The organism is Shinella kummerowiae (genome assembly GCF_009827055.1).
In the GTDB taxonomy this organism is placed as follows: Bacteria; Pseudomonadota; Alphaproteobacteria; order Rhizobiales; family Rhizobiaceae; genus Shinella; species Shinella kummerowiae.
This window is the reverse complement of record NZ_WUMK01000004.1, coordinates 412,478-437,807: the sequence shown is the minus strand read 5'-3', so window position 1 is coordinate 437,807 and position 25,330 is coordinate 412,478. Positions and strand designations below refer to the sequence as shown.

The following is a 25,330-nucleotide window of genomic DNA, read 5'->3' as shown; positions in this document are numbered from 1 at the left end:
TTGTCCATTACCGAGCAGTTCGCGTGCGCGCTCGCGCGACCTGATGTCCGGTGAGGTTCCCATGAAAGATGATCGTTTCCACACGTCGACGCTTCTCGCCGGCACGGCCATGGCGCTTGCACTTCTGGCGACGGCTGCACCGGTGAAGGCGCAGGAGCCGGGCGCGACCCTGCTCCAGCAGATCAACGTGGAAGGCGATGGCAACGGCGACGGTGTTGTCGATGTGCCGGCCGCCGTCTCCAAGGCGGACCGCGTCAAAATCCAGGAACAGTTTTCCGGCAATGCGACGCAGGTGCTGCGCTCGATGCCCGGCACCTTCACGCGCGAACCGGCAGACCAGCCCGGCATCATCGTCAACATCCGTGGCTTGCAGGGCATGGGCCGCGTCAACAGCATGATCGACGGCGTGCCGCAGACCTTCCGCAACCTCTCGGGTCACGCCGGCACGTTCGACAACATGCTCTATGTCGAGCAGAACATGCTGGTCGGCGTGGATGTGTCGCGTGGTGCGGTTTCCGGCGCCGAGGGCATGGGTACGCTGGCGGGCGCTGCCAACTTCCGCACGCTCGATGTCGACGACGTGCTGTTGCCGGGCAAGGACGTGGGCGTGATGTCCACCGTGCGTATCGGCACGAACGGCTTCGACTATTCGCGCCTGCTGGCCGGGGCGGCCCGGACGGACATGGGCGAGGGTGAGATCGGCGTCGTCGGCGCAATCAGCGACACGAAGAAGAGCCCCTACGAAAACGGCGACGGTATCATCTATCCGAGCGCCGGCGACGAGCATCCGAAGTCGGGCCTGTTCAAGGTGAACATCGAGCCGGATTCCGATCGCAAGCTGTCACTCGGCGGCATCTGGTACGGCAGCGAATTCCTGCCGGGCAGTTCCGGTTACAACTGGGTGGTCGAGAACCAGACCTATACGGCCAAGTACACCTACAAGCCGGGCAACGACCTGATCGACCTCTCGGCCAATGCCTATCTCAACATCACCGATCTGGAATTCGACGGGTCGAGCATCGATGGCGCGGCGTTCGATGGCCGCAAGGGCACCAACACGACGACGGGTTTCGATATCACCAACCGCATGCATTTCGACCTCGGCAGCGCGACGGAGCTGAAGCTCTCCTATGGCGTCGCCTATAGCCACGACGAATATGAAGGCAATGCCAAGCGCGGCGCCAATGCCGATGGAACGCTGCAGAAGGCGGGCGCCTTCAGCGAGGCGACGCTGACGCGCGGCATTTTCGATCTGACCGGTGGTCTGCGCTACGATTACTGGAAGGTGGACGGCATCAGCGGCTACGATGCGCCGGGCTCCAATGGGTGCGACCCCGACGGCGATCCATGCCCCGGCGACGCCATCTCGCGGCATGGCGGTGACCTCAACCCGAAGATCACCCTGTCTGCGCGCCCGTTCGATTGGCTGCAGCCCTATGTCACCTACGCGCACACCTCGCGCCCGCCGACGGCGGCCGAGATGTTCTATCCGGGCGGCCACAGCTTCGACGGATCGTCCGACCCGGTCAACAACAACCCGAACCTCGTGCCGGAGCAGAGCCGCGGCTGGGAGCTGGGTGTCAATCTGAAGGGCGACGACCTGCTGGCGGCCGGCGATACCGCCTGGCTCAAGGTCGGCTACTTCCACAACCGCATCAGCGACTACATCACCTACCGGACCGATGCCACGGGCACGCTTTGCCCCAATTGGGAGCCCGGTGACGGCAGCGTCGCGTGCTGGGTCAATCTCGATGGCACGACGGTGATGAAGGGCCTCGAAATCGAAGGTGGCTATGATGCCGGGCGCTATTATGCTGGCTTCTCGCTGACGCTTGCCGATACCGATCAGCCGCAGGGCTCTTCCTCGGGCACCACGAGCGATACCGGCCAGTTGCCGGACGATTTCGCAACCGTCGACGTCGGCATGCGCTTCCTCGAAGAGGCGCTGACGGTCGGTGGGCGCATGCGCTATGTCGGGGAAAGCAAACAGGCATTCCTCGGGAAACCCGATGCCTACAAGGTCGACGCCTACACGCTGTTCGACGTGCACGCCTCCTGGCAGATCAACGAAAACGCCAAGGTCTTCTTCAACGTGGAGAATGTTTTCGACAAGGCCTATATGAAGGCGAATTCCGGGCTTTCCGACAACCTCGCCGGCATCAACAACGGCCGTGGTCGCACCTTCATCTTCGGCGCCACCGCGCGGTTCTGAGACAGAACCGCCAGTGCTTAACGCACGCGGAGCGCCTTGACGGCGTCCGAGGCAAAGCGCGAAAGGGGCACGGGCAGGGCATCGAGCGGGAACCAGCCGAACTCCGGCAGCTTTTCCGGCTCCATGACGCGGGCCTCCCCGGCAAAATCCTCCGTCACATAGATGAGCGACAGCCAGTGCTGGCGCTCTTCCTCGATGATCTGTTCGGAAATGCACAGGAACTCGACCGTGCCGATGGTCAGTCCCGATTCCTCCTGCGCCTCGCGGCGGGCGGAATCGATTGCCCGTTCCATATGGTCGACCTTGCCGCCGACAATGCTCCAGCAACCGGCTTCCGGCGCATTGCGGCGCCGGTAGAGCAAAAGCTTGCCCTCACGCAAAATGGCCAGGCCGCAACCGAGGCCTGGCACATCGATGCCGGGAACAGGCATTTTTAGAAATCAGGCCTTGCCGGCGACCAGCATGAAGGCCGGGACCTCGTCGCCGAAGCCGAGCGGCGTCGGGCCGTCGTCTTCATCGCGACGATAGCGGTTACGGCGATCGCGGCTGTCGTCATTGGCCGGACGCGGCGCGGCATGGTTTGCAGCCCGCGGATTGCGAGCGGGATTCTGCGGCCGCCCTTCCGCCTTGCGTTCAGCTTTCACGACTTCCACCTTCTCTTCGGTCTCAACGGTCTCGATGCGGGTTTCCGTGGCGCGGGCTTCGCCCTTGTTGCGTCCACGGGAACGATCACGGTCGCGGTCACGACCACCGCGATCGCGCCCGTTGCGGGGCCGTTCGCGCTCCTCGCTCTCGGCGGCTTGCGGCAGGTCTTCGAGGCCGCCGCTCAGCCAATCGATCTTCTTGTCGATCAGCTTTTCGATGGCATCGAGGAACTTACCGTCGCGCTTGGAGACGAGGGTGAAGGCGGCGCCCGAACGGCCGGCACGGCCGGTGCGGCCAATGCGGTGGACATAGTCCTCGGCGTGGATCGGGACGTCGAAATTGAAGACATGGCTGACGTCCGGGATATCGAGGCCGCGGGCAGCGACATCGGATGCCACGAGAAGCGTGAGCTTGTTTTCCTTGAAATTGGCCAGCATGGTCGTGCGCGACCGCTGATCCATGTCGCCATGCAGCGCGCCGACGGAGAAGCCGTGGCGGTCGAGCGAGCGGAAGAGATCCGCGACATCGACCTTGCGGTTGCAGAAGATGATGGCGTTCTTCAGGTCTTCCTGCGCGCGAATGAGGTCGCGCAGCGTGGCGCGCTTCTCGTAATCCTTGCCGTGGGTGGCGACGAGGCGCTGCGTCACGGTCGTGGCGGTCGAGGAGCGGGTCGATACTTCGACGCGTTCCGGGTTCTGCAGGAACTTGTCCGCGAGCTTCTGGATTTCCGGCGGCATGGTGGCCGAGAAGAACAGCGTCTGGCGGGTGAAGGGGATGAGCTTGGCGATGCGCTCGATATCCGGGATGAAGCCCATGTCGAGCATGCGGTCGGCTTCGTCGATGACGAGGATTTCGACGCCCGTCATCAGGAGTTTGCCGCGCTCGCAATGGTCGAGCAGGCGGCCGGGGGTGCAGATCAGCACGTCGGCGCCGCGCTCGAGCTTGCGGTCCTGTTCATCGAAGGAAACACCGCCGATGAGCAGCGCGACGTTGAGCTTGTGATTTTTGCCGTACTTTTCGAAGTTCTCGGCAACCTGGGCCGCCAGTTCGCGCGTCGGCTCGAGAATCAGCGTGCGCGGCATGCGTGCCCGGGCGCGGCCCTTTTCCAGCAGCGTCAGCATCGGCAGCACGAAGGACGCCGTCTTGCCGGTGCCTGTCTGGGCTATCCCGAGGATGTCGCGCCGCGAAAGGGCCGGCGGAATGGCGCCAGCCTGGATCGGTGTCGGGATCGTGTAGCCCGAATCTGTGACGGCGGACAGGACTTTCGGGCTCAGGCCAAGATCAGCAAAAGTGGTCAAAGGGAAAACAGTTTCCGTTCCGGTTCTTGCGAACGCAATGGGTTTCAGCGGGCATCGTGCCGCGAGGATGCAGCGCAGATATGCCGAAAGTGCCGGAAAGTCAAGGAATTCAGCGAATTTGGTAAATCCGCGAGCAATTTGAAGTTCATGGCAGACAAATTTGTCATACGAAGGCGTCTCGCCTTGCGGTACGTCAATCCATATAGGCCGTCAACTTCATGCCGGCGGTGAGGAAACGCATGGGGTCGATCGCCTTGCCATCGCGGCGAACTTCATAGTGCAGGTGCGGCCCGGTGGAGCGGCCCGTGGTGCCGGAAAGCCCGACCGGATCCGCCGCTTCCACATGATCACCAACCTTGACGAGCACGCGCGAGAGATGCGCGTAGCGCGTCGTCAGTCCATTGCCGTGATCGATTTCGACCATGTTGCCATAGCCGCCGTTGCGGCCGGCGACGGTGATTGTGCCGGCGCCGGTGGAGCGGATTTCCGTGCCGGTGCTGGCGCGGAAATCTATGCCGGCGTGAAGCGCGAGGCGGCCAAAGAACGGATCGGTGCGGTTGCCGAAGCGGCTGGTGATGTTGCTGCCCGGCGAGGGATTGCCGAAGGGCAGCATTTTCGCAGTGCGGCGTGCGCTGTCGAGGCGTTCCAGGGCGCTGTCGAGGTCATTGATCGAATCTTCGAACGGATCGGTGAAGCTCGCCGGTTCGACGAAGGGGCCGCCGATGCCCGACTCCGCGTCGGTTTCCGCCGGGGCGGCCTCGGCAATGTCGAAGCCCGTCCGGCGCAGAATGGTCTGGATGGCGTCGGCCGTCTCGGAGGCGCCGGCCGTCAGGGACTGGATGCGACCCATCTGTTCGTGCTCGAGGTCTTTCAGCGAAAGCGTGACCTTGGAGAAAAGCCGGTCGGAGCGGTCGGCAACCGATTCGCCGATCGCGGCATAGGCGAGCTGCGTCGTCTTCGGCTGCGTGTCGCCAGCCATGCCCATGATGGCATGGATTGCGCCGGCGGCGTCGGCGCGGCGTCCATCGGTCAGCGGCTTTTCATCGGGAAGCGGAACGTCTTCCGTTGCCCGCACGCCGCTGCCTTCGGCCCGGTTGAGCAGCGCGTTGAGCTTGCCGTGACGCTCGGACAGCGCAAGCTGCTGCTGCATGAGCTTTTCGACCTTCTCCTCGACGACCTGCTGGTCGAGAAGCTGGCGGCTGGTGACGCGGTCGACCTGGGCGCGCAGCGACGAGATGCGGTCTTCGTAGTCGTGCTGCATGCGGGCCTGCCGCGCCATGGTGGCGCCGATCAGGTCGTCGCGCAGCACGAGATAGGAGGTGGCGGCGAGATAACCGACCGTGAACATGCCGGCAAAACAGAAGGTGACGGCCGCCATCCAGGGGCGGATCGTCATGTGACGGATTTTGTCGCCGCTTGCCAGGATAACGACATGCTGCTCGGCGCGTTTTCCGAAGACGCGGTTTTCAGGACGCTCCGCCACCCGTTTACTCCCCGACCGTTTGATGCTGGTCTCGTGCGGGGATTACACATTGTTAGGGTTAATAAAGGCTTTCCCGGCGGGTTTTTTACATCAAGATATTAGCTCTGGCTGACGGAAACGAGCGAGCGGTAGAAGGAAGGGGTAAGGCCCGCCTCGGCACGCGCGACATCGTTGAACGGCGGTTTCAGCGGCCCACGAAAGTTCGTCCGCACCAGCTCCCTGAAGGTGGCGGACGGGTCCTTCTTCTCCCGGGCGCACAGAAAGCGGAACCACTTGGCGCCGACCGCGACATGGCCTTTCTCGTCGTTGTAGATGATGTCGAGAATGTCGGCGCTCGCGTGGTCACCGGTCTCGCGCATCTTGGCCTGGAGCGGCGGCGTCACGTCGAGGCCGCGGGCCTCAAGGATGAGAGGGACCACGGCAAGGCGCGCCGTCAGGTCGTTGCGGGTGTCGTGCGCGGCCTGCCACAGGCCGTCATGCGCCGGCAGGTCACCATAATCCGCGCCGAGCGCGCGCAGGCGATCGCGGATCAGGCGAAAATGTTTCGCCTCCTCGAAGGCCACCTGCATCCAGCCGTCGAAGAAGGAATGCGGCACGCGCTCCGTGGTGAAGCGGGCAACGATGTCGAGCGCAAGATCGACCGCGTTGAGTTCGATATGGGCGAGCGCATGGAGGAGGGCGATGCGGCCCTTCTCGGTATGCAGCGAGCGTTTTTCCATATGCTTGGGCGGGATCAGCGCGGGTTTTTCCGGCCGGCCGGGACGGGCCGGCAGCGCCGGATCCAGCGGCGAGCGCATCGAAAGCGTGCGGGCAAACCAGCGCCGCGCGGTCTCCTGCGCCAGTTCCGTCTTCACGTCGAGATCGGCGGCGCTGATGGCCGCCGTCGCCCCGCCGCGAAGGCTTTCTATGTGTGGAATTTCAATCATTCCAGTGCCTTGTATAGATATGCTAAAGTTTCTTGGCGGCTTCGAGCACCGCATCGACATGGCCGTTGACCTTCACCTTCGGCCAGACTTCGGCAATCTTGCCGGCGGCATCGACCAGCACCGTCGTGCGCTCGACGCCCATATAAGTGCGACCGTACATGCTCTTTTCCTTCCACACGCCATAGGCTTCCAGCGTCTGAAGGCTTTCATCCGAGGCGAGCGCGACACCCAGCTCGTGTTTCTTGACGAACTTGTCGTGCTTCTTCACCGGATCCGGCGAAAGGCCGACAAGCGCGACACCAGCGGCATCGAAGTCGGCCTTGGCGGCGGTGAAATCCTTGGCTTCCACCGTGCAGGCCTGCGTATCGTCCTTGGGGTAGAAGAAGAGAACGACCGGCCGGCCGCGGAATTGCGAAAGGGAAATGGTACCCCCGCCGTCGCGCGGGAGGGTGAAATCCGGAGCGTTTGCGCCCGGGATCAATTCTGCCATGGGATTTCCTTTCTTTGGCCGGCTTTTTGAGTCAAGGACCCGGCCTCCCGCATATATAGTGGCAGGCAGAATCGTCCAGCGGCCAGCGGACGATGCGCACCGATTCCATGGAATAGGCTGCGCCAGGGGCAAAGGAAACCAGCGCACGATGGGAGAAATCCGCGGCGAGAAAGTCGTGTTCCGCAAGCAGGACATCGTTCCGCTACACGAGCTGCCGTCCGCACAGGCGCATGAGCCGATCGTCCTGCACACCCGGCAGGCGAGCCGCACCGGGATTGCCTGCCGCGTCATCGCCGCCACCGTTTCGCTCGTCCTGTTCCTCGGCGCCGTGCTGATCGGCCTGGTCGAAATGGGCGTCTTCGACAGCACCCTGAATGCCCGCGCCGTCACCGCGCTCAACCAGGCGCTCGGCCCGCGCTACCGCGCCTCCGTCGATCACACCGTCCTGCGTCTCGCCGGCCTCGACGGCTTTGCCCTCAAGGCGGAGAACGCCCGGGTCATCGAGGTCGAATCGGAACGGGAACTGGCGACGATTGAGGCGGTCGGCATCGTGCTCGATCCGCTCGCGCTGGCCACCGGACGTATCGCCGTGTCGCGGCTCGATGTGGATGGCGCCATGTTCAACGCGGCACTCCTGCCCAAGAGCAAGCCGCTTGATCTCGCCGCGCTGCGCATCTCCGACGTGCCCGATTATCTGGAAACCACCTTCGAGCGGCTGGACGCCATTCATCGCCTGATCGACGCCAACAACATGCAGACCGTCAGGATCGCCGATCTCGGCGCGACCTTCCAGGGGCCGGGCGGCAAGCCGGTGACGCTTGCCATTGCCAGCCTCGAATTCTCCCGCGACGGCGACGGCACCATGTCGATCGACGGCCATTTCGCCATGGATGGCGCCCAGGGCGAAATCGACCTGACCGCGACCGGTGCGAAGGATGTCGTCCAGACATTGGACGGCTCTATCCGCAACGTCGCGCTTGGAAAATTCCTGCTCGGCAACGACGTGGACGGCAATGTTCATGCCGGTATCGATACGTCGGCCGATATTTCCGTCAATGCCGTACGCGAAACCGCCAACACGAAACCGGTGCTCGGCCTCGATATCAGCCTGGCGGCAGGCAGCGTCTATGGCGATGGCATCGCCGCGCAACTGCGTCCATCCACCCTCAAGGCCGTCTACAATTTCGACAAGGGGTCGATCGAGCTTGCCTCGAAGAATGCCAGCGTCGGCCTGTCGCATTTTCCCTTTACCGGTGGACTGATCGATCTCGACCGCGTTTCCGATCGGCCGGACAAGGGTTTCGCCATCGATCTGGTCTTCAGCGATGCGATCAGCCGGCCGGTCGATTCCACCGAGACGCCGATCCGCTTCGATGCGAAGGTCAACGGATTTTACCTGCCGAAGACGAAAAACCTGTTGTTCGAGGAGATGGCCGTCTCCAGCGAAAAGGGCAATGTTGCGGGATCGCTGGCGATGCGCTTTGGCGAGCGTGAGCCGGAAGTCAGTTTCGTCATGATCGCGAGCAAGCTCGACTCGGCCGCCGTCAAGCAGTTCTGGCCGTTCTGGATGGCCAAGACGGCGCGCAACTGGGTGATCAAGAACATTTTCGGCGGCACCGTCACCAATGGCCGTATCGAGTTCTACCTTGCCGAAGGCCGCGAGCGTAAGCCCGGCGTGCCGATGCATCTCGGCGCAGACGAACTGAAGATCGATTTCGACATCGAAGGTGCGCGCATGAATGTCGCCGGCGATATCCCGCCGCTGCGCGACACATCCGGCAAGTTCCGCCTGCGTGGGCCGCGCACCGAAATCGCCATCACCGGCGGCGCTGCCTATTTCCCGTCCGGCCGCTCCGTCGCATTGACCGGCGGCACCTTCGTGCTGCCGGACAATTATACCAAGCCGCTGATGGCGGACATGGACATCGACGTGGCCGGCAATGCCGATGCGATCGCCGAACTGGTGACCTATCGGCCGATCCGTGCTCTGCCGGCAACCGGCTTCAAACCGGAGGATTTTTCCGGCCAGGTAAAGGCGAACGTCAAGGCGCATTTCGGCATCATCGCCGCCCACAAGCCGCCGCCGCCGCAATGGACGGCCGCTTTGACCCTCGATGACGTCGACGTCGCAAAGCCCGTCGCGGGTCGTGCCGTGACGGGGCTACGCGGGCTGCTCGCCATCGATCCGCAGAAGGCCGACCTCAAGGCCAAGGCCGATATCGACGGCGTGACATTCGATCTCGAACTGATCGAGCCGGTCAACAAGGCTGCCAACATTCCGCGCAAGACAATCCTCTCCGGCACGCTCGGCAACAAGGATCGTCGCAAGCTGCTGCCTGGGTTCGAGGAGGTGCTGGAAGGCCCGATCGGCATCAGGATGGAACAGGATGGCGACGGGCCACGTATGGTGGAGGCGGATGTCGGCGCTGCTGCGGTGTCCATTCCGTGGATCGGCTGGACCAAGGGGGCCGGGATCGGCGGTACGGTCAAGCTGACGGCGGAAACCAAGGACGGCGTGACGCGGGTCTCCGATTTCCGTTTTGCCGGCGATGGTTTCAATGTGGCCGGCAACCTGACGTTCCGTGGCTCGGCGCTGGATGCGGCCGATTTCTCGACCGTTCGGTTGTCCGCCGACGATCGGTACCGCCTGAAGGTGACGCGCGGCAAATCCGGCTACGCCGTCGTCGCGGATGGCGAAACGGCCGACGTGCGCGCCGTGCTGGCGCGGCTGAAGGGCAGCGGGAACGGCAGTGCCGCCGGTGAAAAACAGGGTATCAGCGTCACCGCCAACCTGTCGCGCGCCATCGGCTTCAACGGCGAGGCGCTCTCCAACGTCAACTTCCGCTTTAGCAAGGCGGGCAGCCGCATTTCCGCCGTCGATCTTTCGGCCGTGACGGCCGGGGGCGCGCCGGTCGTTGCGCAATTGGCGAAAACCGGCGGCTCGGACGCCCTTCAGCTCACCAGTGGCGATGCCGGTGCCGTCGCGCGTTTTGCCGATATCTACCGCAACATGCGCGGTGGTCTCCTGAACCTCCGCCTGCGCGCAACAGCCAACGACGGCTGGCTCGGTTCCGTCGATATCCGCAACTTCGCCCTCGTCGGTGAGGAGCGCCTGCGCTCTCTCGTCTCGACGCCGTCCGGCGACGACGGGCGCAGCCTCAACGATGCCGTCCGGCGCGAGATCGACGTGAGCGCGGTGCAATTCTCCCGCGGCTTTGCGCAGGTGCGCACCGGCGGGGGGGCGCTCAGCCTCGACAACGGCGTGGTGCGCGGCGACATGGTGGGCGCGACCTTCCGCGGAACCGTCCGCGATGCCAAGGGCCGGACCGACATGACCGGCACCTTCATGCCGGCCTATGGTCTCAACCGGCTTTTCGCCGAACTGCCGATCATCGGCATCCTTCTCGGCAACGGCAACGACCGCGGGCTGATTGGCATCACCTTCAAGCTGTCCGGCCCGCTCGACAAGCCGCACCTCACCATCAACCCGCTGTCGATCATCGCACCGGGCGTCTTCCGCAACATTTTCGAGTTCCAATAAAAAGGCCGCCCGGAGGCGGCCTTGATCGTCGGTCTATCGCGCCTTTTCAGGCAGGGCGGACGAGGATGTGCTTCTTCTTGCCAAGCGAAAGCTTTATGACGCCGTCGGCCGAAACGTCCGCCGTGCCGATGAGACGGCGCTCGTCGGAAACGGCAGCGTCGTTGATGCGCACGGCACCCCCCTGCACATGGCGGCGGGCTTCGCCGTTGGAGGCGGCAAGACCAGCCTTGACAATGAGCGAGAGCAGGCCAATGCCAGCGTCGAGTTCGCTTGTGGCGACATCGACCGATGGCAGGTTTTCGGCAATCGCGCCTTCCTCGAAGGTTTTCCGCGCCGTCTCGGCCGCCTGTTCGGCGTCGGCGCGGCCGTGCAGCATGGCCGTCACTTCCGTCGCGAGGATCTTCTTCACCTCGTTGATCTCGGCACCGCCGAGCGCAGAGAGGCGGGCGATCTCGTCCATCGGCAGGGTCGTGTAGAGTTTCAGGAAGCGCGAGACGTCCGCGTCTTCCGTGTTGCGCCAGTACTGCCAGAAATCATAGGCCGACAGCATGTCCGGGTTGAGCCACACGGCGCCGGACAGCGACTTGCCCATCTTGGCGCCCGATGCGGTCGTCAACAGCGGCGAGGTCATCGCGTAGAGCTGCGGCGTGCCCATGCGGTGGCCGAGGTCGATGCCGTTGATGATGTTGCCCCACTGGTCGGAGCCGCCCATCTGCAGGCGCACGTCGTGGCGCTTGTTGAGCTCCACGAAGTCGTAGGCCTGCAGGATCATGTAGTTGAACTCGAGGAAGGACAGCGACTGTTCGCGCTCGAGGCGCATCTTCACGCTGTCGAAGGCGAGCATGCGGTTGACCGAGAAATGGCGGCCGACATCGCGCAGGAATTCCAGGTAGTTGATGCCGAGCAGCCAGTCGGCATTGTTGATCATCAACGCGTCCTTCGGGCCATTTCCATAGGTCAGGTAATTGGAGAAGACCTTCTTGATGCTCGCAATGTTGCTGTCGATGGTTTCCGGCGTCATCAACTGGCGCGCCTCGTCCTTGAAGGACGGGTCGCCGACCATGCCGGTGCCGCCGCCCATCAGGGAAACCGGGCGGTGGCCGGTCTTCTGGAACCAGTGCAGCAGCATGATCTGGATGAGGCCGCCGGCATGCAGACTGGGCGCCGTCGGGTCGAAGCCGATATAGGCCGTCACGGTTTCCTTGGCGAGAAGATCGTCGAGGCCGGTTTCATCGGAAATCTGGTGGATGAAGCCGCGCTCTTTCAGCGTGCGAAGGAAATCGGATTTGAATTCGGACATGGCCTGTCTCTCTTGCCGGAATGCTTTGGGCGGGATGTTTGCGGCCGGATGGAATTTTCCGGCGAACCGCCGGGCGTTTAACACTGTTTCACCGCATAATCACTTCAAAAGTGATTCTGGAGTTATGGGATGACGGCACTGCGGACGGCGATCGGTCTGATGAGCGGCACGAGCCTTGACGGCATCGATGTCGCGCTGGTGCGCACGGACGGGGAGGCCGTGGTCGAGCGCGGCCCGTCCATAGGGCTGTCCTACGATCCCGCCTTCCGGCGACGCCTGCAAGGTGCATTGGAAACCGCCAAGGCGATCGGCGATCGCAGCGAGCGGCCGGGCGAGCTGGCCGAAATCGAGCGGGACCTGACGCTGCGCCACGCCGAGGCCGTCCGGACCTTCCTCGCCGAAAATGACCTGACGTCAGCCGATATCGACGTTATCGGCTTTCACGGCCAGACCGTCCTGCACCGTCCCGATGCGGCGCTGACGGTGCAGCTCGGTGACGGCGGGCTGCTGGCGCGCGAGACCGGCATCGACGTCGTCTATGACATGCGGGCAAACGACATGGCGCATGGCGGGCAGGGGGCGCCGCTCATCCCCGTCTATCACGCCGCACTCGCCGCGAGCCTTTCGAGTGCGGCCGACAAGGCCGTCGTCTTCGTCAATATCGGCGGGATTTCCAATCTCACCTTCATCGGCGGCGACGGCGCGATCGTCGCCTATGACAGCGGGCCGGGCAACACGCTGATCGACCAGTGGGTCGAGGCCCATGCCGGCATCCCTTTCGATCAGGGCGGCATGATCGCCTCCGAGGGTCGCGTCGATCCGGACCTTGCCCATCGCTACCTGAACCACGCCTTTTTCACCGATCCGGTGCGCCGGTCGCTGGACCGCAACGATTTCCGCCCGCCGGAGGGCAGGGATGCCAGCCTCGAGGACGGTGCGCGCACGCTCGCGCATGTCACGGCGGCGGCGATCCTGCGCTCGGCCCGCCATCTGCCGGAGCGGCCGAAACTCTATGTCGTCTGTGGCGGCGGCCGGTTGAACCGGATCATCATGGGCGACCTTGCAGCCCTTGCTGAAGCGGAGAGGGCGGAGGTCGTCGCGGCCGAGGCGGTCGATCTCAACGGCGACAGCATGGAGGCCGAAGCCTGGGCCTATCTCGCCGTGCGGTCGCTGCGCGGCCTGCCGCTCACATTCCCGGCCACGACGGGCGTCAAAGCCCCTGTGACAGGCGGTATCCTCCGGAAAACCGGCCTTGGCGATTAACGCTTTTTTCGCAGCCATTCTCTAGCATCGATGCGGATCGGCCCGGGGCTTTGCACGGGCCGACGGTCGAGTTTTGCGTAGGGTGGCCAATGAGTGGTGCAGGCTTCCTGCTCACGGTGAACTTTCTCATCGCGCAGTGTTTCTGCATGTTTTTCCTGGCAGTCTCTGCCCGGAGCCGCAATCGTGTTGCCGCCCGCTGGTTTGCCGGCGCCTTTGCCGTCGCCTCTCTCGCCACCATCTTCGAACTGCTTGTCGCCTATGTGCCGCCGCCGAAACCCTGGGCGATCCTCGCCTTCGCCTCGATGCTCGGCGGCATGTTCATGCTGCGCGTCGGCATCGGGCACCTCTACGGCCTGAAAACCAACCGTGCGGCTCTGGTCGCCATCTTCAGCGCCTTCGTAGCGCTCGATGTCATGATCTATGATCTGCCGCGCGGCACGCTGGAGCATGCGCTGCCGTACCAGACGCCGTTTGCGGTGGCGCTCGGCATGTGCGCGTGGGCCGTCTGGCAGGCGCGGGTAAAGTCCTTCGTCGACAGGGCGCTCATCGTGCTTTTGGCGGTGACGAGCGCGCATTTCATCGTGAAGGGCTTCGCGGCCGTGCTCGCGGGTTCGGGCACTACGGCGAAGGACTATCTCGCCAGCCAGTTCGCCCTCGTTTCGCAAAGCATGGGCGCGGTGCTGATCGTTGCCGTTGGCCTGATGCTGCTCTGCGTACTCGTGCTGGAGATCGTGGCCGAAGAAAAGGTGAATGCCGAGATCGATCCGCTCTCCGGCCTGCTCAACCGCCGTGGCTTCGACAATCGTGTCGACGGTCTGATGATCGAGCAGGGGCCGCACAGCATCGTGCTCTGCGACCTCGATCACTTCAAGTCGGTCAACGATACCCACGGCCACCAGGGCGGCGATGCCGCCATTCGCGCGTTCGGCGAGATGTTGCATGCGGCCGCTCCGCAGGGCGCGCTGGTGGCGCGTATCGGCGGCGAAGAGTTCGTGCTGTTCCTGCCGCGCACCGGCAGGGACGCCGCCCTGCTCTTTGCGCATGCGCTGCGCGCGACACGCGCTGTGTCTCCCATTCCGGGCCTGCCGCCGGGCGTGCGGGTCACATCGAGTTTTGGTGTTGCGGAAATCGGCCAGATCGAGCCGCTGCGCTTTGCCATGCGCCGGGCCGACGATGCGCTTTATGCGGCCAAGGCCGCGGGGCGTGACCGCGTGCATGAGGCGGAGCCGCCGGCCGTGGTGGTCGAGGCCTTCAAGATCGTCAACTGAAAAACGGCAAAGAAAAAGCCCGATGGCGGGCCATCGGGCTCATTGTACTCGGGGCGGCCGGTCAGCGGATGCGCTTGGCGGCCGGTTCCGGGGTCAGTTCGCCGGCAAGACGGCGGTCGAGATAGTCCTCGCATTCCGCCATCAGCGTTTCGGTCTGGCCGTTGAAGAAGTGGTTTGCGCCCGGCACCACGCGGTGGGTGATCAGGATGCCCTTCTGCGTCTTCAGCTTTTCCACCAGGCCGTTGACGTCCTTCTCCGGTGCCACCTTGTCGGCGTCACCGTTGATGATCAGGCCGGAGGACGGGCAGGGGGCGAGGAACGAGAAGTCATAGATGTTCGGCTGCGGTGCAATCGACATGAAACCTTCGATTTCCGGGCGGCGCATCAGAAGCTGCATGCCGATCCACGCACCGAAGGAATAACCGGCGACCCAGCAGCTCTTCGAATCGGGATGCAGGCTCTGTACCCAGTCGAGCGCCGAAGCCGCGTCGGACAGTTCGCCGGCGCCATGGTCGAATTCGCCCTGGCTGCGGCCGATGCTGCGGAAATTGAAGCGCAGTGTCGTGAAACCGCGCTTCTGGAACATGTAGAAGAGCTGGTAGACGATCTGGTTGTTCATCGTGCCGCCGAACTGCGGGTGCGGATGCAGCACGATGGCGATGGGGGCGTTCTTCTGCTTGGACGGCTGGTAACGGCCTTCGAGGCGACCGGCGGGTCCGTTGAAGATGATTTCGGGCATTCTTACTCCGGCAAGTTCGCGTTCGGGACCGGATTCTTGTCAACTGAAGTCTTGACGAAAGCAGTCAGCTTTTCTAGAACCTAGTTTAGAACAATTCGAAACTGTATGGGCGCATCGGGCGCCGTGAGCTTGGTGTCATAAGGCAAGCCAGACGGCAATTTCAAGAAAAATGCACGTCGCATGGAACTTGGCTAGGCGGGCACGGAAAACGGATGACGAAGATCGATCGCACCTACCTGGACTGGAACGCCACGGCACCCCTGTTGCCGGCGGCGCGCGAGGCCTGTGTCGCGGCGCTCGACATGGTCGGCAATCCGTCGTCGGTGCATGGCGAGGGCCGGGCGCTGCGCATGCTGGTGGAAGCCGCGCGCCGCGACGTGGCCGCCCTCGTCAATACCGCGCCTGCCCATGTCATCTTCACCAGTGGTGCCACGGAAGCCGCAAACCTCGTCCTGACGCCGCACTATCGCATGGGCCGCACGCTGCTGACGATCGGCCACCTCTATGTCTCCGAAATCGAGCATCCGGCGGTCCGCGAAGGTGGTCGTTTTGCGCGCGAAGACGTCACGACCATTCCGGTCACCCGTGCCGGTATCGTCGATCTCGACGCCCTGGACGCGCGCCTTCAGGCCCACGACAAGGCCAAGGGCCTGCCGATGGTCGCCGTTATGCTCGCCAACAACGAGACGGGCATCGTGCAGCCGGTCAAGGCCGCGGCAGAGATCGTTCGCCGTCACGGCGGCCTGCTGGTGGTCGATGCCGTTCAGGCCGTTGGCCGCATGCCGGTGGATATCGAAGCGTTCGACGCGGATTTTTTGATCGTCTCCTCGCACAAGCTCGGCGGTCCGAAGGGCGTTGGCGCGCTTGTCTCGCGTGGCGAAGTGTTGATGCCGGTGCCGCTGATCCGCGGTGGCGGGCAGGAGAAGGGCCACCGTTCCGGCACGGAGAACCCGGCCGCACTGGCCGGCTTTGCCGCCGCCGCCCGCGCGGCCGTGGCGGATCTGGCGGAGCGCAATGCCCGGATCGCCGGCCTGCGGGATGCGCTGGAAGCCGGCATGCGGACGGCGACGAACGACGTCATCATTCATGGCGCCGACGGCGAGCGTGTCGCCAACACCTCGTTCTTCAGCCTGCCGGGCCTCAAATCGGAGACGGGGCAGATCGCCTTCGATCTCGAAGGCATCGCGCTGTCGGCGGGGTCGGCCTGCTCCTCCGGCAAGGTCGGCCAGAGCCATGTGCTGACGGCGATGGGGCTTGATGCTGCGCTTGGCGGGCTGCGTATCTCGCTCGGCCCGGGCTCGACGGAGGCCGATGTGGAACGCTTTCTGGCCGCCTTCTCGCGTGTCGTCTCGCGGCGGCGCGCGGCCTGAGCGGAATCTTGCGGAAACTCAAGTTTTCGCTTGCCAAAAGGTGGGAAAACCGCCCTTTGGCGCTTACATAACCGGCGGAACACCCGCCACACGTTGACAAACTGCCGGACCTTGGATCCGGCGAGATTGGAGAACGATATGCCTGCGGTGCAGGAAACGATCGATCAGGTCCGTCAGATTGACGTCGACCAGTACAAATACGGCTTCGAGACGACCATCGAAATGGAGAAGGCTCCGAAGGGGCTTTCGGAAGAGATCATCCGTTTCATTTCGGCCAAGAAGGACGAGCCGGAATGGATGCTCGAATGGCGCCTTGACGCCTATCGCCGCTGGCTGACTCTCGAAGAGCCGACCTGGGCGCGCGTCGACTATCCGAAGATCGACTTCAACGACCTCTATTATTATGCGGCTCCGAAGAACCAGAGCGGCCCGAAGTCGATTGATGAAGTCGATCCCGAGCTTCTGAAGATGTACGAAAAGCTCGGCATTCCGCTGCGCGAACAGGAAATCCTGGCCGGCGTGCAGACCTCGAAGATCGCCGTCGACGCGGTGTTCGACTCGGTCTCGGTCGTCACGACCTTCAAGGAAGAGCTGAAGAAAGCCGGCGTGATCTTCATGTCGATCTCCGAAGCCATCCGCGAGCATCCCGATCTCGTGAAGAAGTATCTCGGCACCGTCGTTCCGACGACCGACAACTTCTATGCGACGCTGAACTCCGCCGTGTTTACCGACGGCTCCTTCGTCTTCGTGCCAAAGGGCGTCCGTTGCCCGATGGAACTGTCGACCTACTTCCGCATCAACGAGAAGAACACCGGCCAGTTCGAGCGCACGCTGATCATTTGCGAGGACGGCGCCTACGTCTCCTATCTCGAAGGCTGCACCGCGCCGCAGCGCGACGAAAACCAGCTGCACGCTGCCGTCGTCGAGCTGGTTGCGCTCGATGATGCCGAAATCAAGTATTCCACCGTCCAGAACTGGTATCCGGGCGACAAGGAAGGCAAGGGCGGCATCTACAACTTTGTCACCAAGCGCGGCGATTGCCGGGGCAAGAACTCCAAGATCTCGTGGACGCAGGTCGAGACCGGCTCCGCGATCACCTGGAAGTACCCGTCCTGCATCCTGCGCGGCGATGGTTCGCGCGGCGAATTCTACTCGATCGCCGTCTCGAACGGCCACCAGCAGATCGACAGTGGCACCAAGATGATCCATCTCGGCAAGAACACGTCGAGCCGCATCGTCTCGAAGGGCATTTCCGCCGGCTTCTCCAACAACACTTATCGCGGCCAGGTCTCGGCCCACCGCAAGGCGGAGAATGCCCGCAACTTCACGCAGTGCGACTCGCTTCTGATCGGCGACAAGTGCGGCGCGCACACCGTGCCCTATATCGAGGCGAAGAACGCGACGGCGCATTTCGAGCACGAGGCGACCACCTCGAAGATCTCCGAAGACCAGCTGTTCTACTGCCTGCAGCGCGGCATCCCGACGGAAGCGGCCATCGCCCTCATCGTCAACGGCTTCGTCAAGGAAGTCATCCAGGAGCTGCCGATGGAATTCGCCGTCGAGGCGCAGAAGCTGATCGGCATCTCGCTGGAAGGCTCGGTCGGCTGATCGAATGAAGAGTGCCCCGGCGGTTTTCCGCCGGGTGGCCGGACTGGCCTTCCGATGAAGTTTTCGCGTGATCCGTTATACTAGACGGGTACGGTTCTCATCGGGAGAGACGACATGGATCCGGTCAATCTGACATATTATGCCGTGGTTTGCGGTGGACTTGCAGCGTATGCGCCCAACCTTCGAAATTTGGCGGTACGCACGGTGGTGGGGCTCGGCCTCGGCGGTTTATCCGCCATGATGCTCCCGGTGGTCCATTTCTTCCTCGGCTTCTGAAACCAAGACGGGAGCGCCGATGTGCTCCAAACGCAGGACCGAGAAACCATGCTTGAAATCAAGAATCTGCACGCTCGCATCGCCGAAGACGGCACCGAGATCATCCGTGGCCTGAACCTCACCGTGAAGGCCGGCGAAGTTGCCGCCATCATGGGGCCGAACGGCTCGGGCAAGTCGACGCTCTCCTACATCCTGTCCGGCCGCGAAGACTACGAAGTCACCGAAGGCGATATCCTCTACAACGGCGAGAGCATTCTGGAGCTCGACCCGGCCGAGCGCGCCGCCAAGGGCATCTTCCTGGCCTTCCAGTACCCGGTCGAAATCCCGGGCGTCGCCACCATGCAGTTCCTCAAGGTCGCGATGAACGAGCAGCGCAAGGCGCGCGGCGAGGCCGAACTGACTACACCGGACTTCATGCGCCGCGTCAAGGACGCCGCCGCGGAACTGAAGATCGCGCCGGAAATGCTGCGCCGTCCGCTGAACGTCGGTTTCTCCGGCGGTGAGAAGAAGCGTGCGGAAATCCTGCAGATGTCGCTGCTTGAGCCGAAGCTGTGCGTTCTCGACGAAACCGATTCCGGTCTCGACATCGATGCGCTGAAGATCGTCGCCGATGGCGTCAACGCGCTGCGTTCGCCCGACCGCGCCGTGATCGTCATCACGCACTACCAGCGTCTGCTCGATTATATCGTGCCGGACACGGTTCACGTTCTCTACAAGGGCCAGGTCATCAAGTCCGGCGACAAGACGCTGGCGCATGAGCTGGAAGCAAATGGCTATGCCGACATCATCGGTGCTGCTGCCTGAGCACGGTGAAGGAGTAATCTCATGAACATGCAGACAGGCATGAAGCTCTCGGTCGCCGAGACCGCGCTCTGCGAAGCCTACGACCACGCGATCGGCGAACTGCCGGGCGATGGCGCTGTGCTCGCAGCCCGCGACATTCTCATCAGCGACTTCAAGGAAGCCGGCCTTCCGACGCGCCGCGTCGAGGCGTGGCATTACACGGACCTCAAGGCGCTGCTGCGCGCCGTGCCCGCCTTCGATCCGGCGGCCTCCGCGGCCAAGCTCGCGCCGCTGGTGGAAGGCTCGACGGTGCTTTCGGTCGTCAACGGCGTTGCCGATACACGCGGTTCGGTGGAGGGCGTGACGCTGCGCACCTTCTCGGAAGCGCTTGCCGATGGCAGCGGTGCCGAAGGCCTGACCGCCCGCGACAGCGACGACACGATCGGCCGCATCAACGGCGCCTTCGTGCGCGACGGTTTCGTGCTGGATTTCCCGGCCGGCACCGACCTTGCCGCACCGCTCGAAATCCAGACGACGCAGAATGCCGGCCAGACGCATACGCGCTTCCCGGCAACCTTCGGCGCAAACGTCAAGGCGACCGTCATCGAGCGCCACGTGGCGACCGGTGAAAATCCAGCCTTCGTGACGACGGTCAGCGATATCTCGCTTTCGGATGGCGCGGACATCACCTGGGTCATCCTCCAGGGCCAGGGTGCCGCCGATACGCATCTCGGCCAGATCCGCGTCACGCTCGGCACGGACGCCAAGCTGCGGCTCTACGTAATCAATGCCGGCGGCAAGCTCGTGCGGCAGGAAATCCATGTCGTCGTCTCCGGCGAGGGCTCCGATCTCAAGCTGCGCGGCATCAACCTGCTCGGCGGCGAGACGCACAATGACGTGACCTTCACGGTCGGCCACAACGTGCCGCACACGACGTCGACAGAAGTCATCCGCAACGTGATTTTCGATCGCGCGCGCGGCGTCTTCCAGGGCCAGATCCGCGTCGCTCCCGACGCGCAGAAGACCGACGCGAAGATGTCGTGCAACACGCTGCTCCTGTCGGACGAGGCGGATTTCTCCGCCAAGCCCGAACTGGAAATCTTCGCCGACGACGTGCAGTGCGGCCATGGCGCCACCGTGATCGATATCGACCATGTCCAGCTCTTCTATCTGATGGCGCGCGGCATTCCGGAGAACAAGGCGCGCGCCATGCTGGTCAACGCCTTCGTCGCCGAGATCGTCGAGGAGCTGGAAGACGAGCCGCTGGTCGAAGCGCTGGAAGGTGTCATCGCCGCCTGGCTCGAAAAGCACGCGTAACAGGAGCAATCCCCGCAAAAGTGTGCAGCGGTTTTGCGTCCGGGATTGCGTAGACAAGGAAGTCGAGATGGAACACGCCCCCGCAAAGGCCTATGACGTCGAGGCGATCCGCAAGGATTTCCCGATCCTGTCGAAGACGGTCTATGGCAAGCCGCTGGTCTATCTCGACAATGGCGCCTCGGCGCAGAAGCCTCAAGTTGTGATCGATGCGATCGCGCATGCCTATTCGAACGAATATGCCAATGTGCATCGCGGCCTGCACTTCCTGTCGAATGCTGCGACGGATGCCTATGAGGCGGCGCGCGAAAAGGTGCGCCGTTTCCTGAATGCATCCTCGGTCGACGAGATCATCTTCACGAAATCCTCGACCGAGGCGATCAACACGGTTGCCTACGGCTATGGCATGCCGAAGATCGGCGAGGGCGACGAGATCGTGCTCTCGATCATGGAGCACCACTCCAACATCGTGCCGTGGCATTTCATCCGCGAGCGGCAGGGCGCCAAGCTGGTCTGGGCGCCGGTGGACGAGGCGGGTGCGTTCCATATCGAAGAGTTCGAAAAGTGCCTGACGGAGCGCACCAAGCTCATCGCCATCACGCATATGTCGAATGCACTCGGCACCATCGTTCCGGTCAAGGAAATCTGCCGCATCGCCCGCGAGCGCGGCATTCCGGTGCTGGTCGATGGCTCGCAGGGCGCCGTGCACATGCCGGTCGACGTGCGCGACATCGATTGCGACTGGTACGTGATGACCGGCCACAAACTCTATGGCCCATCCGGCATCGGCGTGCTCTACGGCAAGATGGATCGCTTGAAAGAGATGCGGCCCTTCCAGGGCGGTGGCGAGATGATCGTCGACGTGACGGAAGATATCGTCACCTACAATGACCCGCCGCACCGCTTCGAGGCCGGCACGCCGCCGATCGTGCAGGCGATCGGTCTTGGCCATGCGCTGGATTACATGGAAAAGATCGGCCGCGCGGCGATTTCGACCCATGAGGCGGATCTGCGCGATTATGCCCATGAACGGCTGTCCTCGATCAATTCGCTGAAGATTTTCGGCACGGCGCCGGGCAAGGGCTCGATCTTCTCCTTCGAACTGGAAGGCATCCATGCCCATGACGTGTCGATGGTCATCGACCGGGCTGGGGTTGCGGTGCGCGCCGGCACCCATTGTGCCCAGCCGCTCTTGAAACGCTTCGGCGTCACCTCCACATGCCGTGCATCGTTCGGCATGTACAACACGCGCGCCGAGGTGGATGCTCTCGCCGACGCGCTTGATCATGCCCGCAAGTTTTTTGCCTGAGGAGTAAACCCATGTCCCTCGACGCAACGGAAGACAAGGTGGATGTCCGCGACGGCATCGTTCATTCGGCAATCCCGGCCGACGAACTGGCACGTCTCAGCGATGACGTCATTTCCGCGCTGAAGACGGTCTATGACCCGGAAATCCCGGCCGACATCTTCGAACTCGGCCTGATCTACAAGATCGACATCGAAGACGACCGCATGGTCAAGATCGACATGACGCTGACGGCGCCCGGTTGCCCGGTGGCGGGCGAAATGCCCGGCTGGGTGGAGAACGCGGTCGGTGCGGTGGAAGGCGTGTCCGGCGTCGAGGTCAAGATGACCTTCGATCCACCGTGGACGCCGGATCGCATGTCGGAAGAAGCCCAGGTCGCCGTCGGCTGGTACTAGCGTGATCGCGAAAAGTTGCAGGCTTTTCGGACAAGATCACGCGGCAGACAGTATTGATCCCTTAACGTGGGGTCACTAGATTCGGATTCGGAAACCGTCGGGCCTTGAACCCGGCAGGTCGAAGGAGAAATGGCCCATGGCCTTTGCAGTTATGAAGCTCACCGATGCGGCGGCAGACCGCGTCAAGGCGATCGTCGACAATGCCGGCGGCGAGGCCAAGGGCATTCGCGTCGGTATCAAGAAGGGCGGTTGCGCGGGCATGGAATATTCCATCGACCTCGTCACCGACCCCAACGCCAAGGATGACCTGATCGAGCGGAACGGCGCCCGAGTCTGGGTAGCACCGGAAGCCGTGCTCTACCTGCTCGGCACCGAGATGGGCTTCGAGGTGACGACGCTGCGCTCCGGTTTCACCTTCCACAACCCGAACCAGACGTCGGCCTGCGGCTGCGGCGAATCGGTCGAACTGAAGCCGGCAGACCTTGCGGCACTCGCTGCCGCCGGCCAGCCGACGGTGCGCGCCTGAAATCGGCGGGTGCAAGCCCCCTTAATCCTTGCACCTTTCCTTCGCTGATGGTTTTGCCTAGTCTCGTGGTCCCGGCCGGTATTCGCCAGCCGGCGTGATCGCCAGGGAGAGGGGCGCGAGCGATGACCGGCTTTGCCGCGGCACTTTACCAGAACCTGCCGTTTCCTGCCGTCATCGTCGACGCGCAAGCGCGGCTGGTGTCGCACAATGATGCGGCCGGCCGGGCCTTCGGCTGGAATCGCGAGGGCAGCGCACCGGCCAGTAGGCTCATCTTCGACAGCGACGACGCGACTGCGACGCTTGCCCGCTGCGTTGCGGCCGGGCGGGAAAACACGCATGTCTTCAGCTTTCGCCACGACAACGGCACGACCTTCGATGCGACGGCCCATGTGATTGCCGTTCCGGAGGAGAATGAGGTCCCATCTTACGCGCTGATCCTGCGCAGCCTTGTCAGCGGCGGCAGCCACGGCGAGCAGATCCTGCTTGGCCAGCGTATTGCCGCAGCACTCGACACCATGACCGAAGGCTTTGCGATCTTCGACCAGGAGGAACGCCTGATCATGTTCAACCGTTCCTACAAGGAGCGGTGCGGGCAGGCGCGCGACGCCGTGCGTGTCGGCGCGACCCTTGAGAGTATCGCCCGCGCCAGCCTGCGCGTCGGCATGTTTCCCGGCGTCCGGGAGGGTACGCCGGAGGCCGAGGAGACGGTGCGAGAGCGCCTTGAAAGCCACAGGAACACCGACAGCGGCGGAAGCGTCTTCCAGTTCGGCAAGGACCGGTGGATTCGCGGCGAGAGCCATGTGGCCGAAACCGGCGACATCGTGGCGTTGCGCGTCGATGTGTCGGAATTGAAGCGCGCCGAGGCGGCGCTTGAGGAGAAGCGTCGCGACTATCTCTCGCTGCTGCAGATCCTGCCGGATATGATCCTGCGCTTCGACAGGAACCTCACCATCCGTTTTGCCAACGACAAATATGCCGCGCATGTCGGCTCGACCACCGACGAGCTTGTCGGCCGCTACCTGCCGGATGTCGCCTGCGCGCCGGAACAGACCGCCGACCTGATGAACATCGAAAACTACACGCGCGAAGCGCCCGTGCGCTCGCTCGAAGTCTGCACCGAGGGGCCGGACGGCAAGGAAGACTGGATGTTCTGGACGGCCGTCGCAATCTTCGATGAAGACGGCGTCACCGAGGTCGTCAGCGTCGGGCGGGACATTACTGAAGCCAAGCGCCAGCAGCAGCAGGTGGAGGCACAGACGAACGAACTGCGCCGCAAGAACGAGGCGCTCGACCAGTTCACGGCGACGGTGTCGCACGATCTGAAGGCGCCGCTACGCCATCTCTCCATGTTCGCCGAGATGATTTCGGAAGACCTGCACCGCGGTGAATTTGCCGAACTGGCGCATTATTCGGACCATGTGCGCAAAAGTGCCGCGCGCATGCGCCGCATTATCGACAGCCTGCTCGAATTTTCCCAGATCGCCTACCGCATCACATCGCCAAAGCCGGTCGCGCTCTCCGATGTGGTGCGCGATGCACTGGTGCTGCTTGAAACCCATGTGCAGGAAACCAGCGGGCGGATCGATGTCCGGCCGCTGCCGGACGTGATGGGCGACCCGGAGCTTCTCAAGCGCCTGGCGCAGAATCTCATCGGTAACGCTCTGAAATACCGCCACCCGGATAAGGCCCCCGTGGTGCGCGTCTATTCAAGAGAGAACGACGATGGCATTGCTTTCATCGTTGAAGATGACGGCATTGGCATCGATCCCCAGCATGTCGAACGGATTTTCGAGGTTTTCCAGAGACTTCACCGGGACGAAACGGTCTATCAGGGCACCGGCGTCGGCCTGGCGCTGGCGCGGCGGATCGTCGAGAGCCACAACGGCGTGATAGCGCTTGACACCAGCTATGGTCCGGGCGCACGCTTCGTGGTGACGTTTCCGCAACCCGTAAAATCAAGGGGGAACGAACGTGGCAGGCTCGGCTAGAAAGCTGATCGTCGTCGATGACGATCCCGTCGATGTACGCTTCGTCATGCGTGCCTTCAGCGATGCCGGCAGCCTGATCGAAATCACCCACGTCGCCGATGCGGAACAGGCGAGCGACCGGCTCGACAGCGAAGCGTTCGACTATATCCTGCTCGACATCAACATGCCCGGAACGAGCGGCATGGACCTGCTCAAGCGGTTGCGCGCACGCACGCGCACGGCCGTCACCCCGGTGATCATGCTCTCTTCCTCCTCGAATTCCGTCGACGTGAACCGCGCCTATCAAAACGGCGCCAATGCCTATGCCGTCAAACCCTCGACCGTCAGCGGCTACCGCGATTTCGCAGAGGGCTTTACCCGTTTCTGGTTGGACGTCGCCGTCGCCCCCTGATCCTCCTCCCTGCCCGAAAATGAAAAGCCCCGGCCGATAGGATCGGCCGGGGTTCATCGGTTTTCGGTAACGGCGCCCCACCCACCTTCGTCATCCTCGGGCTCGCCCCGAGGATCCAAGTCCCGCGGCACGCCGTGAGTTCGTGCGTGGATCCTCGGGTCGAGCCCGAGGATGACGCAGGAGAGGTACGAGCGAAAATCCGGCCGAC

At 63.3% G+C, this 25,330-nt stretch carries 21 protein-coding genes; 14 read left to right on the top strand and 7 right to left on the bottom strand.

Going from position 1 to position 25,330, the window contains the following annotated elements:
• The first annotated feature begins 61 nt into the window (after positions 1–61).
• Positions 62–2,212, top strand: a complete 2,151-nt coding sequence (locus tag GR138_RS13140) for a TonB-dependent receptor domain-containing protein (RefSeq protein WP_160859694.1) — start codon at positions 62–64, stop codon at positions 2,210–2,212.
• A 17-nt stretch (positions 2,213–2,229) separates the two neighbouring features.
• Here the strand turns inward: GR138_RS13140 and GR138_RS13135 are convergent, their stop codons facing one another.
• From GR138_RS13135 to GR138_RS13115, 5 genes are all read right to left on the bottom strand, one after another.
• On the bottom strand, positions 2,230–2,643 hold the full coding sequence (locus tag GR138_RS13135; RefSeq protein ID WP_160859693.1) for an NUDIX domain-containing protein: 414 nt from the start codon (positions 2,641–2,643) through the stop codon (positions 2,230–2,232).
• 9 nt (positions 2,644–2,652) lie between these two features.
• On the bottom strand, positions 2,653–4,155 hold the full coding sequence (locus GR138_RS13130; protein ID WP_160859692.1) for a DEAD/DEAH box helicase: 1,503 nt from the start codon (positions 4,153–4,155) through the stop codon (positions 2,653–2,655).
• Positions 4,156–4,348: 193 nt separating this feature from the next.
• The gene (locus GR138_RS13125; protein ID WP_338091083.1) at positions 4,349–5,638 is read right to left on the bottom strand and encodes a M23 family metallopeptidase; all 1,290 of its coding nucleotides are present in this window, start codon (positions 5,636–5,638) and stop codon (positions 4,349–4,351) included.
• A gap of 98 nt (positions 5,639–5,736) precedes the next feature.
• Positions 5,737–6,564 (bottom strand): ferritin-like domain-containing protein, encoded by an 828-nt coding sequence (locus tag GR138_RS13120; RefSeq protein WP_160859691.1) that lies wholly within the window; start codon positions 6,562–6,564, stop codon positions 5,737–5,739.
• Positions 6,565–6,586: 22 nt separating this feature from the next.
• Positions 6,587–7,054 carry a peroxiredoxin gene (locus GR138_RS13115; RefSeq protein ID WP_160859690.1) on the bottom strand — a complete coding sequence of 156 codons (468 nt, stop codon included), beginning with the start codon at positions 7,052–7,054 and terminating at the stop codon, positions 6,587–6,589.
• 148 nt (positions 7,055–7,202) lie between these two features.
• Between GR138_RS13115 and GR138_RS13110 the strand changes: the two genes are divergently transcribed.
• Complete coding sequence (locus GR138_RS13110; RefSeq protein ID WP_160859689.1) at positions 7,203–10,595, top strand: YhdP family protein; 3,393 nt, start codon at positions 7,203–7,205, stop codon at positions 10,593–10,595.
• Positions 10,596–10,641: 46 nt separating this feature from the next.
• On the opposite strand, the gene tyrS is transcribed toward GR138_RS13110, so the two are convergent.
• Positions 10,642–11,895 carry a tyrosine--tRNA ligase gene (gene tyrS, locus GR138_RS13105; protein WP_160859688.1) on the bottom strand — a complete coding sequence of 418 codons (1,254 nt, stop codon included), beginning with the start codon at positions 11,893–11,895 and terminating at the stop codon, positions 10,642–10,644.
• Positions 11,896–12,024: 129 nt separating this feature from the next.
• Between tyrS and GR138_RS13100 the strand changes: the two genes are divergently transcribed.
• Entirely contained in the window at positions 12,025–13,158 is a 1,134-nt protein-coding gene (locus GR138_RS13100) for an anhydro-N-acetylmuramic acid kinase (protein WP_160859687.1), read from the top strand.
• An 89-nt stretch (positions 13,159–13,247) separates the two neighbouring features.
• Entirely contained in the window at positions 13,248–14,426 is a 1,179-nt protein-coding gene (locus tag GR138_RS13095) for a GGDEF domain-containing protein (protein WP_160859686.1), read from the top strand.
• 61 nt (positions 14,427–14,487) lie between these two features.
• Here GR138_RS13095 and GR138_RS13090 read toward each other — a convergent pair whose 3' ends face one another.
• Positions 14,488–15,165 carry an alpha/beta hydrolase gene (locus GR138_RS13090; protein WP_069058938.1) on the bottom strand — a complete coding sequence of 226 codons (678 nt, stop codon included), beginning with the start codon at positions 15,163–15,165 and terminating at the stop codon, positions 14,488–14,490.
• Between the two features lie 212 nt (positions 15,166–15,377).
• Between GR138_RS13090 and GR138_RS13085 the strand changes: the two genes are divergently transcribed.
• The 10 genes from GR138_RS13085 to GR138_RS13040 all read left to right on the top strand — a co-directional run bounded on the left by GR138_RS13085 (position 15,378) and on the right by GR138_RS13040 (position 25,122).
• A complete protein-coding gene (locus GR138_RS13085) occupies positions 15,378–16,535 on the top strand; it encodes a cysteine desulfurase family protein (RefSeq protein WP_160859685.1) in 1,158 nt (385 codons plus the stop codon).
• Positions 16,536–16,673: 138 nt separating this feature from the next.
• Positions 16,674–18,143, top strand: coding sequence for a Fe-S cluster assembly protein SufB (gene sufB / locus GR138_RS13080; RefSeq protein ID WP_160859684.1), 1,470 nt, complete (start codon positions 16,674–16,676; stop codon positions 18,141–18,143).
• 114 nt (positions 18,144–18,257) lie between these two features.
• Positions 18,258–18,419 (top strand): hypothetical protein, encoded by a 162-nt coding sequence (locus GR138_RS13075; RefSeq protein ID WP_160859683.1) that lies wholly within the window; start codon positions 18,258–18,260, stop codon positions 18,417–18,419.
• 48 nt (positions 18,420–18,467) lie between these two features.
• On the top strand, positions 18,468–19,223 hold the full coding sequence (sufC, locus tag GR138_RS13070) for a Fe-S cluster assembly ATPase SufC (protein ID WP_160859682.1): 756 nt from the start codon (positions 18,468–18,470) through the stop codon (positions 19,221–19,223).
• Between the two features lie 21 nt (positions 19,224–19,244).
• Entirely contained in the window at positions 19,245–20,519 is a 1,275-nt protein-coding gene (gene sufD, locus GR138_RS13065) for a Fe-S cluster assembly protein SufD (protein WP_160859681.1), read from the top strand.
• A gap of 67 nt (positions 20,520–20,586) precedes the next feature.
• Entirely contained in the window at positions 20,587–21,825 is a 1,239-nt protein-coding gene (locus GR138_RS13060) for a cysteine desulfurase (RefSeq protein ID WP_160859680.1), read from the top strand.
• Between the two features lie 11 nt (positions 21,826–21,836).
• A complete protein-coding gene (locus GR138_RS13055; protein ID WP_160859679.1) occupies positions 21,837–22,217 on the top strand; it encodes an SUF system Fe-S cluster assembly protein in 381 nt (126 codons plus the stop codon).
• Between the two features lie 136 nt (positions 22,218–22,353).
• Positions 22,354–22,743, top strand: a complete 390-nt coding sequence (gene sufA, locus GR138_RS13050) for a Fe-S cluster assembly scaffold SufA (protein WP_160859678.1) — start codon at positions 22,354–22,356, stop codon at positions 22,741–22,743.
• Positions 22,744–22,865: 122 nt separating this feature from the next.
• The gene (locus tag GR138_RS13045) at positions 22,866–24,731 is read left to right on the top strand and encodes a PAS domain S-box protein (protein WP_160859677.1); all 1,866 of its coding nucleotides are present in this window, start codon (positions 22,866–22,868) and stop codon (positions 24,729–24,731) included.
• Positions 24,715–25,122: a response regulator gene (locus GR138_RS13040; RefSeq protein ID WP_160859676.1), complete on the top strand. Its 408-nt coding sequence runs from the start codon at positions 24,715–24,717 to the stop codon at positions 25,120–25,122. The genes GR138_RS13045 and GR138_RS13040 overlap by 17 nt, the downstream gene beginning before the upstream one ends.
• The last annotated feature ends 208 nt before the right edge of the window (positions 25,123–25,330 follow it).

Coding starts and splice junctions, on each gene's coding strand:
- GR138_RS13115 (WP_160859690.1), bottom strand. CDS start 7,054: ATGGCAGAATTGATCCCGGGCGCAAACGCTCCGGATTTCACCCTCCCG.
- GR138_RS13085 (WP_160859685.1), top strand. CDS start 15,378: ATGACGAAGATCGATCGCACCTACCTGGACTGGAACGCCACGGCACCC.
- GR138_RS13060 (WP_160859680.1), top strand. CDS start 20,587: ATGGAACACGCCCCCGCAAAGGCCTATGACGTCGAGGCGATCCGCAAG.
- GR138_RS13075 (WP_160859683.1), top strand. CDS start 18,258: ATGGATCCGGTCAATCTGACATATTATGCCGTGGTTTGCGGTGGACTT.
- sufC (WP_160859682.1), top strand. CDS start 18,468: ATGCTTGAAATCAAGAATCTGCACGCTCGCATCGCCGAAGACGGCACC.
- tyrS (WP_160859688.1), bottom strand. CDS start 11,895: ATGTCCGAATTCAAATCCGATTTCCTTCGCACGCTGAAAGAGCGCGGC.
- GR138_RS13140 (WP_160859694.1), top strand. CDS start 62: ATGAAAGATGATCGTTTCCACACGTCGACGCTTCTCGCCGGCACGGCC.
- GR138_RS13100 (WP_160859687.1), top strand. CDS start 12,025: ATGACGGCACTGCGGACGGCGATCGGTCTGATGAGCGGCACGAGCCTT.
- GR138_RS13045 (WP_160859677.1), top strand. CDS start 22,866: ATGACCGGCTTTGCCGCGGCACTTTACCAGAACCTGCCGTTTCCTGCC.
- GR138_RS13120 (WP_160859691.1), bottom strand. CDS start 6,564: ATGATTGAAATTCCACACATAGAAAGCCTTCGCGGCGGGGCGACGGCG.
- sufD (WP_160859681.1), top strand. CDS start 19,245: ATGAACATGCAGACAGGCATGAAGCTCTCGGTCGCCGAGACCGCGCTC.
- GR138_RS13135 (WP_160859693.1), bottom strand. CDS start 2,643: ATGCCTGTTCCCGGCATCGATGTGCCAGGCCTCGGTTGCGGCCTGGCC.
- GR138_RS13055 (WP_160859679.1), top strand. CDS start 21,837: ATGTCCCTCGACGCAACGGAAGACAAGGTGGATGTCCGCGACGGCATC.
- GR138_RS13110 (WP_160859689.1), top strand. CDS start 7,203: ATGGGAGAAATCCGCGGCGAGAAAGTCGTGTTCCGCAAGCAGGACATC.
- sufA (WP_160859678.1), top strand. CDS start 22,354: ATGGCCTTTGCAGTTATGAAGCTCACCGATGCGGCGGCAGACCGCGTC.
- sufB (WP_160859684.1), top strand. CDS start 16,674: ATGCCTGCGGTGCAGGAAACGATCGATCAGGTCCGTCAGATTGACGTC.
- GR138_RS13090 (WP_069058938.1), bottom strand. CDS start 15,165: ATGCCCGAAATCATCTTCAACGGACCCGCCGGTCGCCTCGAAGGCCGT.
- GR138_RS13095 (WP_160859686.1), top strand. CDS start 13,248: ATGAGTGGTGCAGGCTTCCTGCTCACGGTGAACTTTCTCATCGCGCAG.